This window comes from Crenobacter luteus, from assembly GCF_004345725.1.
Taxonomy (GTDB): Bacteria; Pseudomonadota; Gammaproteobacteria; order Burkholderiales; family Chromobacteriaceae; genus Crenobacter; species Crenobacter luteus.
The window spans coordinates 39,525-56,141 of record NZ_SLXG01000001.1; the positions used below are offsets into that span (position 1 = coordinate 39,525).

A 16,617-nucleotide genomic window follows, 5' to 3' on the forward strand; every position below is an offset into this window, starting at 1 on the left:
CGGCCGCGACGGCGCGGCCGCCCCCACGGGAGTTCCAATGAAGTCCATCCTGTCCTTCCTCGCCGCCGCGCTGATACCCGGCGCGGCCTTCGCCGCCGACCTCGACGGCGCGACGCTCAGCCTCGCCTGGGCGATCCCCTTCGCCGGCATCCTGCTGTCGATCGCGCTGTTCCCGATCTTCGCCCCCGCCTTCTGGCATCACCACTTCGGCAAGATCACCGCGGTGTGGACCGCGCTGTTCCTCGTGCCGTTTACCGCGACCTTCGGCGGCCACACCACGCTCGCGCTGGTCGTGCACGCGCTGTTGACCGAGTACATCCCCTTCATCGTGCTGCTGTTCTCGCTGTACACGATTTCGGGCGGCATCCTGGTCGCGGGCAACCTGCACGGCTCGGCCAAGCTGAATACCGGCATCCTCGCCATCGGCACCGTGCTCGCGTCGCTGATGGGCACCACCGGCGCGGCGATGCTGCTGATCCGTCCGCTGCTGCGCGCCAACGACAATCGCAAGCACAACGTGCACGTGGTGGTGTTCTTCATCTTCCTCGTCGCCAACGTCGGCGGCGGCCTGACGCCCCTGGGCGACCCGCCGCTCTTCCTCGGCTTCCTGAAGGGCGTCGACTTCTTCTGGACGGTGAAGTTCATGGCGCTGCCGGTACTCGTGACCTCGCTGGCGCTGCTGGCGATCTTCTACGCGGTCGACAGCTATTACTTCCAGAAAGAGGGCGCCGAGGCGCGCGACGCCACGCCCGATTCGCCGATCCGCATCGTCGGCGGCTTCAACCTGCTGCTCCTGGTCGGCGTGATCGGCGCGGTGTTGCTGTCGGGCTTCTGGAAGCCGGGCGTGCACTTCGACGTCGTCGGCACCCCGGTTGAGCTGCAGAACCTGGTGCGCGACGCGCTGCTGATCGCGCTGGCGTTCGCCTCGCTGAAGTTCACCCCGGCGCCGGTGCGCGCCGGCAACGAGTTCAACTGGGATCCGATCCTCGAGGTCGGCAAGCTGTTCGCCGGCATCTTCGTCACCATCGCGCCGGCGATCGCCATCCTGCGCGCCGGCGGCGACGGCCAGCTGGCCGGCCTGGTCGGCATGGTCTCGGGCGAGGACGGCATGCCGATCGACGCGATGTACTTCTGGATGACCGGGACATTGTCGGCCTTCCTCGACAACGCGCCGACCTACCTGGTGTTCTTCAACCTGGCCGCCGGCGACGCGACCGTGATGATGACCCAGCTGCCGCAGACGCTGCTGGCGATCTCGATGGGCGCGGTGTTCATGGGCGCGATGACCTATATCGGCAACGCGCCGAACTTCATGGTCAAGGCGATCGCCGAGCAGCGCGGCGTCGCGATGCCGAGCTTCTTCGGCTATATGCTGTGGTCCGGCGTTTTCCTGCTGCCGCTGTTCGCGCTGCTGACCTGGTTGTTTTTCCCGGTCTGAGCCCGCACCCGCTCCCGAAACCCGCGCCACGGCGCGGGTTTTTTGCTTTGGCGCGCCGGATGCCGGCGCGCGGCAAAGCGGCGATAATGGCGGCCGTCCGTTCCACGCTCCCCTGACCGATGCAAGCCAATTCCCGTCCCGTCACCAGCCCGCAGCCCGACGTCCACCCGCGTCTCGTCGAAACCGTGCTGCGCCACCGCGCGCAGCCGTTCAGGAAGCCGGTGGCCGAGCACACCGCGACGGCCTACGCGGCGGCGCGGCGCGCGTGGGGCGGCTGCACGCCGCTGATCCTCGACACCGGCTGCGGCGTCGGCCTGTCGAGCCTGACGTTGGCCGAGCGCCATCCCGACCATTTCGTGATCGGCGTCGACCAGTCGCTCGAGCGCCTGTCGCGCGGCAAGCCGCAGCCGCTGCCGGCCAACTGCATGCTGGTGCGCGCCGACCTGGTCGACTTCTGGCGTCTCCTGCTCGACGACGGCGTGCGCCTCGCGCAGCACTGGATGCTCTACCCGAACCCGTGGCCCAAGCCGGCCCACCTGCAGCGCCGCTGGCACGGCCACGCGCTGTTTCCCGAACTGCCGCGCCTGGGCGGCGTGCTCGAGTTGCGCACCAACTGGGAGATCTACGCGCGCGAGCACGCGCTCGCGCTGTCGGTATTGACCGGCGAGGCGCCAGACGTCGAGCGCTGGCAGCCCGACGCGTGCCTGACGCCGTTCGAGCGCAAGTACCGCGACTCGGGCCACGCGCTGTGGCGCGTGCGCGCCGACCTGACCGGCTGCGCGGCCGCGCCGCGCTGAGCGGCGCCGGCGCTCCCGGCCCGGCGGCGGTTTGCGGTATCCTTGCGCTTTGCCTGTCTAGTCCAGCGAGCGCTCATGCATATCCACATTCTCGGCATCTGCGGCACCTTCATGGGGGGCATCGCCGCCATCGCCAAACAGGCCGGCCACCGCGTGACCGGCTGCGACGCCAACGTCTACCCGCCGATGAGCACCCAGCTCGAAGCGATGGGCATCGAGCTGATCGCCGGCTTCGGCGAGGAGCAGCTGGCGCTGAACCCCGACGTCTACGTGATCGGCAACGTCGTCAAGCGCGGCACGCCGCTGATGGAGGCGATCATGGACCGCGGCCTGCCGTACATCTCCGGCCCGCAATGGTTGGCCGAGAACGTGCTTGCCGGCCGCTGGGTGCTGGCGGTCGCCGGCACGCACGGCAAGACCACCACCACCTCGATGCTGGCGTGGATCCTCGAGGACGCCGGCCTCGCGCCGGGTTTCCTGATCGGCGGCATCCCCGAGAACTTCGGCGTGTCGGCCCGCCTGCCGGGCGCGCCGCGCCAGGATCCGGCGAGCGTCAGCCCCTTCTTCGTCATCGAGGCCGACGAGTACGACACCGCCTTCTTCGACAAGCGCTCCAAGTTCGTCCACTACCGGCCGCGCACCGCGATTCTCAACAACCTCGAATTCGACCACGCGGACATCTTCGCCGACCTCGCGGCGATCGAAACGCAGTTCCACCACCTGGTGCGCACCGTGCCGGGCGCGGGGCTGATCGTGTCGAACGGCCGCGAGGACAGCCTAGAGCGCGTCATCGAGCGCGGCTGCTGGACGCCGGTCGAGCGCTTCGGCGGCGACGCCGGCTGGCGCGTCGGCGCGGTGTCCGACGACGGCGGCTTCGAGGTGTGGCTCGACGGCGCCTTGCAAGGCACCGTGCGCTGGGAGCTGATCGGCGAGCACAACCGCATGAACGCGATCGCCGCGATCGCCGCCGCGCGCCACGCCGGCGTCGCGGTCAGGGACGCGATCGATGCGCTGTCGCGCTTCGCCAACGTCAAGCGCCGCATGGAGGTGAAGGGCGTCGCGAACGGCGTGACCGTCTACGACGACTTCGCCCACCACCCGACCGCGATCGCGACCACCGTCGCCGGCCTGCGCGCCAAGGTTGGCCGAGCCCGCATCCTCGCCGTGCTCGAGCCGCGCTCGAACACGATGAAGCTCGGCACGATGAAGGAGGCGCTGTCCGGATCGCTCGCCGACGCCGACCGCGTGTTCTGCTTCGGCGCCAACCTCGGCTGGAACCCGGCCGAGGCGCTCGCGCCGCTGGGCGAGCTCGCGCGAAGCTTCGACGACCTGGACGCGCTGGTCGCGGCGGTGGCCGCCGAGGCCAAGCCGGGCGACCATGTGCTGGTGATGAGCAACGGCGGCTTCGGCGGCGTGCACGGCAAGCTGCTGGCCGCGCTGGCCGGCTGAACGCCGCTTCCGGCATGAAAAAACCCCGGCCTTGCGCCGGGGTTTTTTGTGCGCGGCGTTCAGTGGACGCCGACGTCGTGCGGACGCGCGCCGTCGGCGCACGCGACGCGGTTGCGGCCGTCGGCCTTGGCGCGGTAGAGCGCCTCGTCGGCGGCCTTGAGCAGCGCGGCCAGCGTCTGCGGCGCTCCGCCCGGCTGCCAGACCGCGAGGCCGATGCTGACCGTCACCTGGCGCGTGTGGCCGGCGGCGTGGAAGGGGTGGGTGGCGACGCGCTCGCGGACGCGCTCGGCGATGGTCAGCGCGGTCAGCGCGTCCGACTCGGGCAGCGCCAGGCAGAATTCCTCGCCGCCGAGCCGGCCGAACACGTCGTGCTGGCGGATCAGCACGCGGCACAGCGCGACGGTCTGGCTGAGAATCGCGTCGCCGGCGTCGTGGCCGAGCGTGTCGTTGACGCGCTTGAAGTAGTCGATGTCTATCATCAGCACCGCAAACGGCGCGCGCTGGCGCAGCGCCGTTTCGAGCAGCGCGCCGGCGCTCTTCATGAAGTGGCGGCGGTTGGCGATGCCGGTCAGGTCGTCGAGCGTCGCCAGCGTCACCAGCTCGGCCTGCGCCGACTCGAGCTGCCGCATCGCGTGCTCGGTCGCCTGCTTTTCGGCCTGGAGCTGCTCGGCGTGCGCGATGCGCTCGCTCACGTCGACCACGCTGATCGCGACCGCCGGCTGGCCGTTGTGGAACAGGCCGCGCATCGAGACCAGCGACCAGAACGGGCGGCCGTCGAGGCGCTTGAGGCAGAGGTCGCGGTCGATCACCGGCATGCCCTGCGCGATCAGCGCGCGGCAGATCGACAGGTCGGTGTCGCTGGCGAACAGCCGCTCGCCGCTCTGGCCGGTCAGATCGTTGGCGTCGCAGCCGAACAGCGCGCCGGCGCGCTGGTTGCACGCGCGGATCTGCCAGTGGTCGGCGTCGAGGATCAGCACGCCGACCTGGACGGTGTCGAGCAGCGTCTGCAGGTCGCGCTGCGAGGCGGTCAGTTGCTTGAGCCGTTCGCGCAGCGTGCCGTTCGAGGTGCTCATCAATAGGTGGCTTTGTTCGAGCTGGTCGAGCTGGTGCTGCAGCCGACGTCGGCGCCGGAACTGCCCGGCGACGAGCGCGAGCAGCAGCGCGGCGGTCGCCGTGCTCGCCAGCGGCAGCGCGACGAGCCAGTCCGGCGCGGGCAGCAAGGACGGGGTGGCGAGGCGGGCCTCGAGCCGCAGCGACGAGGCGCCCAGCGGCCGGCCGATGGTCAGCGCCTCGGGCGCGTCCCGCGTCAGCCCCGGCGCGACGAGATCGCGCCACCACGGCGGCGCGTCGGCGCCGGCGGGCGGGCCGAGCGAGAAGCGGCCGTATTCCTGGCCCGCGCCGTCCTTGAGTTCGATCCGCGCCGACCAGCGCGCCGGCCAGTTCGGCCGCACCAGCGGCCACGGCGTCAGCTTGCCGACCGTCAGCTCGGCGTGCCGGAACGCGAAGCGCGGCACGCCGTCGCCCTGCGCGGCCTGCGCCAGCGGCAAGAAGCGCAGCTCGCCCTGGGGCAGGGCGCTGCCCAGCGCGCGCAGCGCCAGTTCACGGGTCAACGGGTCGGCGGGGGCGCCGTGCCGGCCCAGCGGCCGGGTGCTGCCGTCGGGGGCGACGCGCCACACCGGGCTGCTGCCGGTCAGCCGGCTCAGGCGCTCGCCGTGGATGCCGCGCGGCAAGGCGTCTTCGAGCTGGGCGATCTGTTCGGCCAGCGCGGTTTCGAGCGTGCGCAGCGAGGTGTCGAGCGCGATCGCCGCCTCGGCGCGTTCGGCGCGCGCGCGTTGCTGCAGGTAGCCGTTGGCCAGGCTCCAGGCGGCGCCGAGCACGGCCGCGCCGGCGACGACGGCCAGCAGTTGTCGTTCCAGGCGCAGCGGGGGAGGCGGGCCGGCGGCGGGGCGGGGGGGGGATGTGATTGGCACGGTAAAACCACAATGAATATTCCTTCATCATGATTCAGCGCCGGGTTTTGTTCAACCGTTATCGCGACGGCCCGCGCGGGCGGGGCGGGAGCGGGGGTGGCGTTCAGCGCCGTTGCAGCGCGAGGCGGTGGCGGCGGAACACCCAGCGTTCCCACATCTGGCGGCCGGCCTCGTCGAACACCGGCAGGAGGCGCGCGAGGCAGCCGCGACCGCCTTCGGCCGGCTGCTCGACGCGCACCGGCAATTCGAGCGCGAGCGCCGAATCCGGGTGCGGGAACAGCGTGACGAGCAGCGTGTCGCCGGCGGCGTGGCGGTGCGCGTCGTCCTCGTGCCAGGCGAGCGCGTCCAGACCGATGCGGCAGTCGCGCACGCCCGGCACGTGCGGGCGGCGCGCCATCAGCGCGACCTCGAGCGCCAGGTCGAGCTTGGCTTCGAGCCGCGCGGCGCCGGCCTCGTCCTCCTCGCGCGGCGCCGGCGCGGCGAGCACACGCAGCGCCAGCCGCGTTTCGCGGCCGAGCGTCGCCGTGCCGGGGAGCGGTGCGACGGCCAGCGGCAGCGTGGCGTCGAAGCAGGCGGTGTCGAGGTCGGGCAGCATGGCGTCGGTCCGCGCGGGAGGATGCTTTCTCTATAGCGCCTTTCAGGCGAACAGGCCGAGCACCGCGTCGAGGCCGCCGTGGTTGATCGCGACGTCGGCCTGGCGGCGCACCACCGGCTTGGCCTTGTAGGCGATGCCGAGGCCGGCCTCGGCCAACATCAGAAGGTCGTTGGCGCCGTCGCCGATCGCGATCACCGCGTCGGGCGCGATCCCCAGCGCGTCGCGCGTTTCGCGCAGCAGGCGCGCCTTGGCGGCGGCGTCGACGATGTCGCCCAGCACGCGGCCGGTCAGCTTGCCGTCGACGACTTCGAGCGTGTTGGCGTGCGCGTAGTCGAGGCCCAGTTCGGCTTTCAGCCGCGCGGTGAAGAAGGTGAAGCCGCCCGACACCAGCATGAAGCGCACGCCGTGCGCCTTGCACGCGGCCAGCAGCTCGGTCGCGCCCGGCGTCAGCGCCAGCCGCTCGGCGTAGACGCGGCCGAGCGCTTCTTCCGGCAGGCCCTTGAGCAGCGCGACGCGCTCGACGAGCGAGGCGGCGAAGTCGAGTTCGCCGCGCATCGAGCGCTCGGTGATCGCGGCGACCTGTTCCTTCAGGCCCTGCATGTCGGCGATCTCGTCGATGCACTCGATGGTGATCAGCGTCGAATCCATGTCGGACACGATCAGGCCGTAGTCGGCGAAGCGCTTGCCGGCCGGCACGAAGGCGGCGTCGACGCCGAGCGAGTCGGCGTGGGTGGCGACCGCGTCGCGGCGCGCGACGTCGGCGTTGGCGAGCCGCACGACGTCGGCCGAGCGGGCTTCGACGCCGCTGGCGCCGGACAGCTCGGCCAGGGCGGCGACGATGTCATCGGAAAGGGCGGGGGCTTGCAGGACGAGGGAGTAGGCGCTCATGGCGGGCAAAACGGGCAAAGGTCCGATTATGCCACGGACGGCGCCGCCGCTCGTCGGTGACGACCCTAGGCGGCGCGCGCGCGGCGGCACAGCCAGGCGTCGAGCGACAGCGTCCCCGGCCCGACGCTGGCGACGAGCGCGAGCAGCATCGCCCAGTAGAGGTGGAATTCGCGCGTCGTTTCGGTCAGCGCCGGATAGCTGATCACCGCCGTCGCGTTGACGACGAACAGGCCGGCGGCGGCGAAGCGGCCGGCGAGGCCGGCGATCAGGAGCGGCGGCAGCAACACCTCGCCGGCGGTGCCGAGCGCGGCGGCGACGGCCGGCGGCAGTAGCGGCACGTGGTATTCCTCGGTGAACAGGAGCAGCGTGGTCTGCCAGTCGTCGAGCTTGGTCAGCCCCGACCTGAAGAACACCAGGCCGACGACGACGCGCGCCCAGACGAGCGCGAGCGGCCGCAGCCAGGTGTCGGCGAAGGCGACGAAGGGGCGCGCGAAGGCGACGAGGCGGGCGACCGGATGCATGGCGTGGCTCCTTAGGGCACGAGCAGGCGCGCGATCAGGCCGTCGCGCAACAGGCCGACGAGCGCGGCTTCGAGGTCGAAGCCGGCGTCGATGTCGAGCGCCGCGTCGGTCGCCGCCTCGAGCGTGTCGCCCGCGGCGAGCGCGGCCAGCCAGGCGGCGTCGGCGGGGGCGGGCACGCCGACCTCGACGCGGCCGGCGCGGCGCGCGACGCGCACCGTGTCGCCGCCGGCGTCCGGCTCCAGCCGCCAGTCGGCCGGCGCGCCCGGCTGGTGGTAGAGCCACAGCCGACCGACCGGGTAGGGCGAGGAAAACACCGCGACGCCGGGCGCGAGGGCGAAGCGCAGCCGCGGCCAGTCGGCCTCGGCCAAGGCGGCGAAGGCGTCCGGCGCCAGCGGCGCGGCGTCGGGCGCGTAGTAGGCGCGGTGGACGAGCCATTCGAGCCGCGCGGTGTCGGCGAGGTAGGGCAGCGCGCGCGCCGGCTCGAAGCCGGCCAGAAAGTCGCCGAAGGCGTCGCCGTAGCGGTGCAGGTCGCCGCTTCGCGACGGCGTGCGCCCGACGTATTCGCGCGCGAGGCCGGCGAAGAAGTCGTCGCCGACCAGCGCCTTCACCACCGGGTAGACGTAGGCGAGCGTGTCGGCGAGGCCGACGCGGTAGTTGTTGCGGTAGACGGCGAGGCCGCGCGCGTCGAAGCCGTCGTCGGCGCGCCCCTCGATCGCAGCGATCAGCGCCGCCTGCCAGCGCGCTTCCGGGCTGTCGTTCATCGCACCGCCTCCAGGCAAGCGTCGGCGCGCGCCGCCTCGGCGACGAGCGTCGAGAGCGGCGGGATGTCGATGTCCCACTCGATCAGGGTTGGCCGAGGGCCGAAGCGCGCGAGGACTTGTTCGTACAGCGCCCACACCGGCGCGTGCACCGGCTGGCTGTGGGTGTCGATCAGCAGGCCGTCGCGTTCGGAAAAGCCGGCCAGGTGGATCTCGCCGATCGCGTCGGCCGGCAGCGCGGCCAGGAACGCCGCGACGTCGACGTGAAGGTTCCGCTGGTTGACGTACAGGTTGTTGACGTCGAGCAGCACGCCGCAGCCGGTGCGGCGCACGAGTTCGGCGAGGAAATCGGCTTCGCCCATCTCGTTGGCCGGGTAGGCGAGGTAGCTCGACAGGTTCTCGAGCAGCAGACGTCGGCCGAGCGCGTCCTGCGCGCGTGCGACGTGGCCGGCGACGGCGTCGAGCATCGCGGCGGTGTAGGGCAGCGGCAACAGGTCGTTGGCGTAGCGGCCGCCGGCGTGGTTCAGGCACAGGTGCTCGGACACCGCGGCCGGGCGGGTCGCGTCGACGAGCGCCTTCAGCCGTGCCAAGTGTTCCGCGTCGGGCGGATCGAAGGAGCCGAGCCCGAGGCCGACGCCGTGCAGCGACAGCGGGTAGCGCTCGGCCAAGGTTTGCAGCATCGCCAGCGGCGCGCCGCCGTCGAAGAAGTTTTCGCTGTGCACCTCGATCCAGCCGAGCTCGGGCGAGTCGTCGAGTACGGCGCGGTAGTGCGGCGCGCGCAGGCCGATGCCGGCGCGGCTAGGCAGGGAGGCGGTCATGGTGGGGCGGGGTCCGGAATGACGAAGGGCGGGGCGTCCGCCGCGCGCGAACGCCCTGGCCGCTTATTTTTTGCCCGGTTGCAGCGAGCCGCCCATTTTCTCGCAACTGCCCTTGGCGACGTATTTCCAGTCGTTCGGGTCTTTGTCGGTCTTGGCCTGGCCGGCGCAGCTGTGGGTGCCGGCGGCCGACGCGCAGTCGTTCTTGCCCGCCATCGCGATGCCGTAGCACTTTTCCTTGTCGGCGGCGACGGCCGGGGCGCTGGCGGCGGCCATGGCGACGACGGCGCCGAGGGCGGAGGCGATCAGGGTGCGGGATGCTTTCATGGGCGTTCTCCTTGAGTGGGGTCGGGGCGGATGTGGCGCGCTTGGCCGCGTCCGCCCCGTTTGTCGCGCGTCTTGCGTTGCGCTTACGGCGAAAGCCGCGCGCGAAAAAACCGTCGCGACGCTGGCAGCCTACGCCGTCGGGGCGGCGGCGTCCGTGTCGCTTCGGTGAGAAAGTATGAAGAGCTGTTAAGCGTCGCGCACGCCGCCTGGCGGCGCGCCGAGCGCGCCGTCGAGAAAATGCCAGAAACGCGGCTCGAGCGCGTGCGCCAGGTTGACGCGGACGAAGCGGTCGGCGTCGTCTTCCAGTGTAAAGTGCCGGCCCGGCGCGAGCCAGACGCCGTGGCGGCTCGCCGCCGCCGCGAGCGCGTCGGCGCTCGTGCCGTCGGGCAGCGCGACCCAGGCCAGATAACCGCCCTCTGGCGTCGCCCACGGCGCGCAGCCGTGCTCGGCCAAGCTCGGCAGCACCTCGGCCTGCGCGGCGGCCAGCCGGCGGCGCAGCGCGTCGACGTGGCGGCGGTACTGGCCGCCGGTCAAGAGCCGGTGCACCAGCTGTTCGAGCGCCTGCGGCGTGCTCATGCCGGTGATCAGCTTGATGTCGGTCAGCGCGGCGACGCGTTCGGCGCTGGCGGCGACGAAGCCGACGCGCAGGTTGGCCGACAGCGTCTTGCTGAAGCTGCCCAGGTAGATCACCCGCTCGAGGCCGTCGAGCGCGGCGAGCCGGCAGGCGCCGGGCTCGGCGAAGTCGGCGTAGATGTCGTCCTCGATCGCGACACAGTCGTACTGCGCCAGAAGCTGCAGCACGCGGTGCGCGACCGGCGGCGACAGGCTGGTGCCGGTCGGGTTGTGCAGCACGCTGTTGGTAAGGAACAGCCGCGGCCGGTGCTCGGCCAACGCGTGCTTGAGCGCGGTCAGGTCCGGGCCTTGCCGTGTGCGCGGCACCGGCAGCAGCCGCGCGCCGTGTAGCCTTAAGCAGGCGTGGAAGTTGTAGAAGCTGGGCGAATCGACCAGCACCGCGTCGCCGGGCTTGAGCATCAGCCGCAGCACCAGGTCGAGCGCCTGGCTCGCGCCGGCGGTCAGCAGGAGCTGCGCCGGCTCGGCGGCGATGCGCCAGTCGGCCAGCCGTGCGGCCAGCTGCTGGCGCAGCGGCAGATAGCCCTGCGGCGTGCCGTAGGCGGTCAGCGCGCCGCCCTGGCGCGCCAGCTCCCTGAGCGCGCCGCGCAGCATCGCCTCGGGCAGCCAGCCGTCCGGCAGCGTGCCGCAGCCGACGGGCAGCGCGCCGGGTGCCGGCTGCAGCGTCTGGCGCATCAGCGCGACGTCGGCGGCGAGCCGGCTGCCGGCCGCGTTCGCCTCGGCCAGCCCGCCGCCGGGCTCGTCGCCGCGCGCGACGTAGTAGCCGGCGCCGGGGCGCGAGCGCAGCCAGCCCTCGGCGTTGAGCCGCTCGTAGGCGTTGTGCACGGTGAAGCTGCTGATGCCGTAGTGGGCCGCGAGCTGGCGGATCGACGGCAGGCGGGCGCCGGCCGGCCAGCGGCGGTGGCGGATCTGCTCGACGCAGTGCGACACGATCTGCTCGACCAGCGGCGTGCGCACGCCGGCGGCGATCGGCCAGTTCAGAAGCGGAACCGTCATGGCGGGTTGACCTGTACAGTGAGGGTTCGTGCGGACTAACTGTTACTGTAATCCCGATACAGTCGGCTTGTAAGCTGGTTTGCATCGCGGGTCGCCGTCCCGCCGTGCCGAAAGTCCACACATGTCCGCTTCCTCCACCGCCGGCGTCGCGTCGGTCCCCGCCGCCTCGCGCCGCGCCGCGCTCGGTCTCGCCTACGGCGTCGCCGGCGTCGCCTGTTTTTCCGGCACGATGCCGGCGACGCGGCTCGCCGTCGCCGGACTCGATCCGCTCTTCATCGGCCTCGGCCGCGCGCTGGTCGCCGCGGCGCTGGCGGCGTTGCTGTTGGCCGCGACGCGGCAACGTTGGCCGAGCGCGCGGCAGTGGGCGCGGCTGGCGCTGGTGTCGGCCGGCGTGGTGGTCGGCTTCCCGCTGTTCTCGTCGCTGGCGCTCGCGTCGGTGTCGGCCAACCATGCGGCGTTGTTCACCGGCCTGCTGCCCTTGTGTACCGCGTTGTTCGGCGCCTGGTTCGCCCACGAGCGGCCGCGCGCGCCGTTCTGGGTCTGCGCGTTGGCCGGCAGCGCGCTCGTCACCGGCCACGCCTGGCTCGCGGCGGGCGGCGCGCTCGCGGGCGCCGACGGCTACCTGATCGTCGCCGTCGTGCTGTGCGGCCTCGGCTACGCCGAGGGCGGCCGGCTGGCGCGCGAGCTGGGCAGCTGGCAGGTGATCTGCTGGGCGCTGCTCCTGGCCGCGCCCTTCGTCGCGTGGCCGGTGTGGACGGCGCGGCCGACCGGCCCGGTCGACGCGGCGAGCTGGGCGGGCTTCGCCTACGTCAGCGTCGTCAGTATGTTCCTCGGCTTTTTCGTCTGGTATCGCGGGCTCGCGCTCGGCGGCATCGCCAGGGTCAGCCAGGTGCAGCTGCTGCAACCCTTCGGCGGCATGCTGGCGGCGGCCGCGTTGCTCGGCGAGTCGCTGTCGTGGGGGCTGGTCGGGGTGACGGCCGCGGTCGCGGTCTGCGTGGCGGTCGGCCGGCGGGCGGCCTAAAAAAGCTCAGAAGGTTCGTTCGAGCGCGGCGGGGACGGCGTAGGCGCCGCGCCGCGCGTCGTAGCGCAGCGTGTAGCGCCGGCTGACGCGCCGGCCCGCCTCGGTGCCGTCGACCGCGACGAGCAGGGCGGGCAGCGCGCCGGACGGGGGCGCGTGCGCGTCGACCGACAGCGAGAAGTCGAGCTCGACGCAGGCGGCGCGGTCGCGGCCGCATTCGCCGGAGCCGCTGTTGTCCAGATGGCTGCGCAGGCGCGCGAGCGGCCGCCACGCGCCGTCGACGAGCGCGAACAGCGAGCGCGTGCCGACGCTGTAGCCCTGCGCGGTCTGGCCTTCCTCGACGACGAAGCCCGGCGCGTGCGCGCCGAGCCGGATCGGCCGCACCGCGCCCGGCTGGCCGAAACCGCCGCTCTCTATGCCTTCGAGCCGCGCGGCGACCGCGACCGGCTCGCCGGGGCCGGTGGGCTCGGCCAACTGGTAGAGGTCGACGCGGCCGCCCTCGGCGCGGCTGGCGTCGTCCTCGTCGCACAGCGCGAGCAGCGTGCCCTGCGCGTCCGCGAGTTCGGCGCAGACCGTCAGCGACGCGTCGTCGGGCGCGAGGCGTCGCCGCGCGCGCTCCTCGGCGAGAAAGCGCGCCGGCAGCGGCGCGAGCGGCGGGGGCTGGACCGCCGGCGCGCTGGCGAGTTCGGGCGGCGCCGGCGTGATCGCCGGGCCGAGCTCGGGCACCGGTTTCAGGTAGAGGTAGAGGCCGACGCCGGCGGCGCCGGCCAGCAGCGAGACGATGAACAGCGTGACGGGTTTCATGCTCTCCTTTCGGCGGACGCGCCGGCGTCCGCGCTTGTCGACGGCGCGCCGGGCTCAGCCCAGCTCGCGCAGCACCTCCTTGACGCGCGCGACGCGGCCGGGGACGTCGGCGATCGCGACCTCGACCCTCAGCTTGTCCTGGCCGGCCAGCTTGTACGACTTCTTGCTCTGGATCAGCGCGATGATCTTCATCGGGTCGATCGGCGGATTCTTGACGAAGTGGAACTGGATCGCCGCCTCGCTCGCGTCGACCTTCTGCACGCCCAGCGGCTTGGCGGCGAGCCTCAGGTGGTGGCTGTCGATCAGCGTCTTGACCGGCTGCGGCGGCAGGCCGAAGCGGTCGATCAGCTCCTCGGTGAGCGCGTCGATCTCGCCGGCGCTCTCGCAGGTCGCCAGCCGCTTGTACAGCGACAGCCGCTCGTGCACGTCCGGGCAGTAGCCCTCGGGCAGCAGCGCCGGGCTGTGCAGGTTGATCTCGGTGGTGACGCCCAAGGGCGCGTCGAGGTCGGGCGTCTTGCCTTTCTTCAAGTCGCGCACCGCCTGCTTGAGCATCTCGGTGAACAGCGTGAAGCCGACCTCGTGCATCTCGCCCGACTGGCCCTCGCCGAGCACCTCGCCGGCGCCGCGGATCTCGAGGTCGTGCATCGCGAGGTAGAAGCCCGAGCCGAGCTCCTCGGACGCCTGGATCGCCTCCAGCCGCTTTTGCGCGTCGCGCGTCATGCCGTCGCCGGTCAGGAGGTAAGCGTAGGCCTGGTGGTGCGAGCGGCCGACGCGGCCCCTGAGCTGGTGCAGCTGCGCGAGGCCGAACTTGTCGGCGCGGTTGATCAGGATGGTGTTGGCGTTCGGCACGTCGATGCCGGTCTCGATGATGGTCGAGCACAAGAGGAGGTTGAAGCGCTGCTGCACGAAGTCGCGCATCACCTGTTCGAGTTCGCGTTCGCGCAGCTGGCCGTGCGCGACGCCGATGCGCGCCTCGGGGATCAGCTCGGCCAACCTTTCGCGCATGTTCTCGATGGTGTCGACCTCGTTGTGCAGGAAGAACACCTGGCCGCCGCGCTTCAGCTCCCGGAGCACCGCCTCGCGCACGATGCCGTTGCGCAGCGGGCTGACGAAGGTCTTGACCGCCAGGCGGCGACTCGGCGCGGTGGTGATCGCCGAGAAGTCGCGCAGGCCCTCGAGCGCCATCGACAGCGTGCGCGGGATCGGCGTCGCGGTCAGCGTCAGCACGTCGACGTTGGCGCGCAGCCGTTTGAGTTGTTCCTTCTGGCGCACGCCGAAGCGGTGCTCCTCGTCGATGATGACGAGGCCGAGGTTCTTGAACTGGATGTCCGGCTGCACCAGCTTGTGCGTGCCGATCACGATGTCGACCGTGCCCTCGGCCAGGCCTTCGAGCGCCGCCTTGGTTTCCTTGCCGCTCTTGAAACGCGACAGTTCGGCGATTTTCACCGGCCAGTCGGCGAAGCGGTCGGCGAAATTCTGGTAGTGCTGCTCGGCCAACAGCGTGGTCGGCACCAGCACCGCCACCTGCTTGCCGCCCATCACCGCGACGAAGGCGGCCCTGAGCGCGACCTCGGTCTTGCCGAAGCCGACGTCGCCGCACACCAGCCGGTCCATCGGACGGCCCGAGGTCATGTCGGCGATCACCGCCTCGATCGCGCCGGCCTGGTCGGGCGTCTCCTCGAAGCCGAAGCCCTCGGCGAAGGCCGCGTAGTCGTGTTCGTTCAGCGCGAACGCGTGGCCTTCGCGCGCGGCGCGCTGCGCGTACAGGTTGAGCAATTCGGCCGCGGTGTCGCGCGCCTTTTCCGCCGCCTTCTTCTTCGCCTTTTCCCACGCCGGGTTGCCGAGCTTGTGCAGGGGCGCCTGCTCCGGGTTGCCGCCGGCGTAGCGGCTGATCACGTGCAGCTGCGACACCGGCACGTAGAGCCGCGCGCCGTCGGCGTACTCGAGCTGCATCAGCTCGGTCTCGCCGTCGCCGAGGTCCATCGTCACCAGCCCCTGGTAGCGGCCGATGCCGTGGTCCTCGTGCACCACCGGGTCGCCGACCTTCACCTCGGCCAGGTCGCGCAGCATGGTGTCGGCGCCGGCCTTGGCGCGCGCGCGGCGGGTGTGGCTACGGGCGACATGCTGGTAGAGCTCGGCCTCGGTGATCACCGCGACCGCCGGCTTGGCCAGCGCGAAGCCGGAGAACAGCGGCGCGACGGTCAGCGCGAAGCGCGCGTCGCCGGCGAGGAAGTCGGCCCAGCCGTCGACCGGCGCGGGCGCGAGGCCGTTGTCGCGCAGGAAGGTCTGCAGCGTCTCGCGGCGGCCGAGGCTCTCGGCGCAGACCAGCACGCGGCCGGCGTAGCGGTCGACGAAGGCGGCGAGCTTGTGCAGCGGCGCCTCGGCGCGCCGCTCGACCGCCAGCTCGGGCAGCGGCAGCACGCCCGGCTCGGGCTCGCCGTCGGCCGGCAGCTCGACGCGCGCGTAGGGCTTGAGAAGTCCCATCAGCTCGTCGGCCTTCAGGAACAGCTCGGCCGGCGGCAAGGGCGGGCGCTCGTAGTCGGCGTGCGCCTGCTTGTGGCGGGCCACGGCGTCGAGCCAGAAGGTCTCGGCGGCGCCGAGCACGTCGCGGTGCAGCACCAGCCGGGCGTCGCGGCCGATGTAGTCGAACAGCGTCGCGGTGTGGTCGAAGAACAGCGGCAGGTAGTACTCGATGCCGGCCGGGAACAGCTTGGCCGAGACGTCCTTGTAGACGCGGCTCCGGGACGGGTCGCCCTCCATCCGCTCGCGGTAGTTCTTGCGGAAGGCGGTGACGCCGTCCTCGTCGCCCGGATACTCGCGCGCCGGCAGCAGGCGCACCTCGGGTACCGGGTAGAGCGTGCGCTGCGTGTCCGGGTCGAAGGTGCGCAGGCTCTCGATCTCGTCGTCGAACAGGTCGATGCGGTAGGGCAGCGTCGAGCCCATCGGGAACAGGTCGATCAGGCCGCCGCGGATCGAGAATTCGCCCGGCACCATCACCTGCGTCACGTGCTGGTAGCCGGACAGCACGAGATCGGCGCGCAGCTTGTCGGCGTCGAGCCGGCCCTTGAGCTTCAGGAAGAAGGTGCGGCCGGTCAGGTATTCGACCGGCGCCATGCGCGTCATCGCCGTCGTCACCGGCACGAGCACGACGTCGACCTCGCGTTGGCGGATTTGCCACAAGGTCGCCAGCCGCTCCGACACCAGGTCGGCGTGCGGCGAGAAGTGGTCGTAGGGCAGCGTCTCCCAGTCGGGCAGCAGCGCGACGCGCGCCGCGGGCGCGAAGAACGGCAGCTCGGCCTTCAGGCGTTGCGCGCCTTGCGCGTCGGCGGTCAGCACGACGAGCGGCGTCTTGCCGTCGATCAGCGACGCCAGCTGCGCGGCGTCGAGCCCGTCGGGCACCTTGCCAAGGCGGGTGCGCTGGCCGGCGGCGGGCAGGCGGGGGGTCAAATCCAGCATCGGAACTCGTTTTTAGGTGATTTGGCGGGGATTGCATTGCATTATACCGGCTGCGAACCGCCCGGCATGGACGGCGCGGCGCAGACGATTTATGCTTTTGTAATAAAAAAGGCGCCCGCCGGAACAGGCCGGGGCCGTTCCGTGCCGCGCGCCCA

At 71.8% G+C, this 16,617-nt stretch carries 14 protein-coding genes; 4 read left to right on the forward strand and 10 right to left on the reverse strand.

The window, feature by feature from the left end:
• Positions 1–37 precede the first annotated feature (37 nt).
• From EV683_RS00180 to mpl, 3 genes are all read left to right on the forward strand, one after another.
• Positions 38–1,438, forward strand: a complete 1,401-nt coding sequence (locus EV683_RS00180; RefSeq protein ID WP_131861207.1) for a sodium:proton antiporter — start codon at positions 38–40, stop codon at positions 1,436–1,438.
• Positions 1,439–1,557: 119 nt separating this feature from the next.
• Complete coding sequence (trmB, locus tag EV683_RS00185; RefSeq protein ID WP_131861209.1) at positions 1,558–2,235, forward strand: tRNA (guanine(46)-N(7))-methyltransferase TrmB; 678 nt, start codon at positions 1,558–1,560, stop codon at positions 2,233–2,235.
• Positions 2,236–2,310: 75 nt separating this feature from the next.
• Entirely contained in the window at positions 2,311–3,684 is a 1,374-nt protein-coding gene (mpl, locus tag EV683_RS00190) for a UDP-N-acetylmuramate:L-alanyl-gamma-D-glutamyl-meso-diaminopimelate ligase (RefSeq protein WP_131861211.1), read from the forward strand.
• 59 nt (positions 3,685–3,743) lie between these two features.
• Here the strand turns inward: mpl and EV683_RS00195 are convergent, their stop codons facing one another.
• From EV683_RS00195 to EV683_RS00230, 8 genes are all read right to left on the reverse strand, one after another.
• Complete coding sequence (locus EV683_RS00195) at positions 3,744–5,654, reverse strand: sensor domain-containing diguanylate cyclase (protein WP_131861213.1); 1,911 nt, start codon at positions 5,652–5,654, stop codon at positions 3,744–3,746.
• A gap of 103 nt (positions 5,655–5,757) precedes the next feature.
• Entirely contained in the window at positions 5,758–6,249 is a 492-nt protein-coding gene (locus EV683_RS00200; RefSeq protein WP_131861215.1) for a hypothetical protein, read from the reverse strand.
• A 42-nt stretch (positions 6,250–6,291) separates the two neighbouring features.
• Positions 6,292–7,137, reverse strand: coding sequence for a phosphoserine phosphatase SerB (gene serB, locus EV683_RS00205; protein ID WP_131861217.1), 846 nt, complete (start codon positions 7,135–7,137; stop codon positions 6,292–6,294).
• A gap of 65 nt (positions 7,138–7,202) precedes the next feature.
• On the reverse strand, positions 7,203–7,658 hold the full coding sequence (locus tag EV683_RS00210) for a DoxX family protein (protein WP_131861219.1): 456 nt from the start codon (positions 7,656–7,658) through the stop codon (positions 7,203–7,205).
• Positions 7,659–7,669: 11 nt separating this feature from the next.
• Complete coding sequence (locus EV683_RS00215) at positions 7,670–8,419, reverse strand: HvfC/BufC N-terminal domain-containing protein (RefSeq protein WP_131861221.1); 750 nt, start codon at positions 8,417–8,419, stop codon at positions 7,670–7,672.
• Complete coding sequence (bufB, locus tag EV683_RS00220; protein ID WP_131861222.1) at positions 8,416–9,234, reverse strand: MNIO family bufferin maturase; 819 nt, start codon at positions 9,232–9,234, stop codon at positions 8,416–8,418. The genes EV683_RS00215 and bufB overlap by 4 nt, the downstream gene beginning before the upstream one ends.
• 63 nt (positions 9,235–9,297) lie before the next feature.
• Positions 9,298–9,558 (reverse strand): BufA1 family periplasmic bufferin-type metallophore, encoded by a 261-nt coding sequence (locus tag EV683_RS00225; protein WP_066612376.1) that lies wholly within the window; start codon positions 9,556–9,558, stop codon positions 9,298–9,300.
• Between the two features lie 186 nt (positions 9,559–9,744).
• Positions 9,745–11,184, reverse strand: a complete 1,440-nt coding sequence (locus EV683_RS00230) for an aminotransferase-like domain-containing protein (RefSeq protein ID WP_131861224.1) — start codon at positions 11,182–11,184, stop codon at positions 9,745–9,747.
• Positions 11,185–11,305: 121 nt separating this feature from the next.
• Between EV683_RS00230 and EV683_RS00235 the strand changes: the two genes are divergently transcribed.
• Positions 11,306–12,205 (forward strand): DMT family transporter, encoded by a 900-nt coding sequence (locus EV683_RS00235; protein WP_066612377.1) that lies wholly within the window; start codon positions 11,306–11,308, stop codon positions 12,203–12,205.
• A gap of 6 nt (positions 12,206–12,211) precedes the next feature.
• Here the strand turns inward: EV683_RS00235 and EV683_RS00240 are convergent, their stop codons facing one another.
• Positions 12,212–13,006 carry a hypothetical protein gene (locus EV683_RS00240; RefSeq protein ID WP_131861226.1) on the reverse strand — a complete coding sequence of 265 codons (795 nt, stop codon included), beginning with the start codon at positions 13,004–13,006 and terminating at the stop codon, positions 12,212–12,214.
• 54 nt (positions 13,007–13,060) lie between these two features.
• On the reverse strand, positions 13,061–16,462 hold the full coding sequence (gene mfd / locus EV683_RS00245) for a transcription-repair coupling factor (RefSeq protein ID WP_131861228.1): 3,402 nt from the start codon (positions 16,460–16,462) through the stop codon (positions 13,061–13,063).
• Positions 16,463–16,617: the final 155 nt, after the last annotated feature.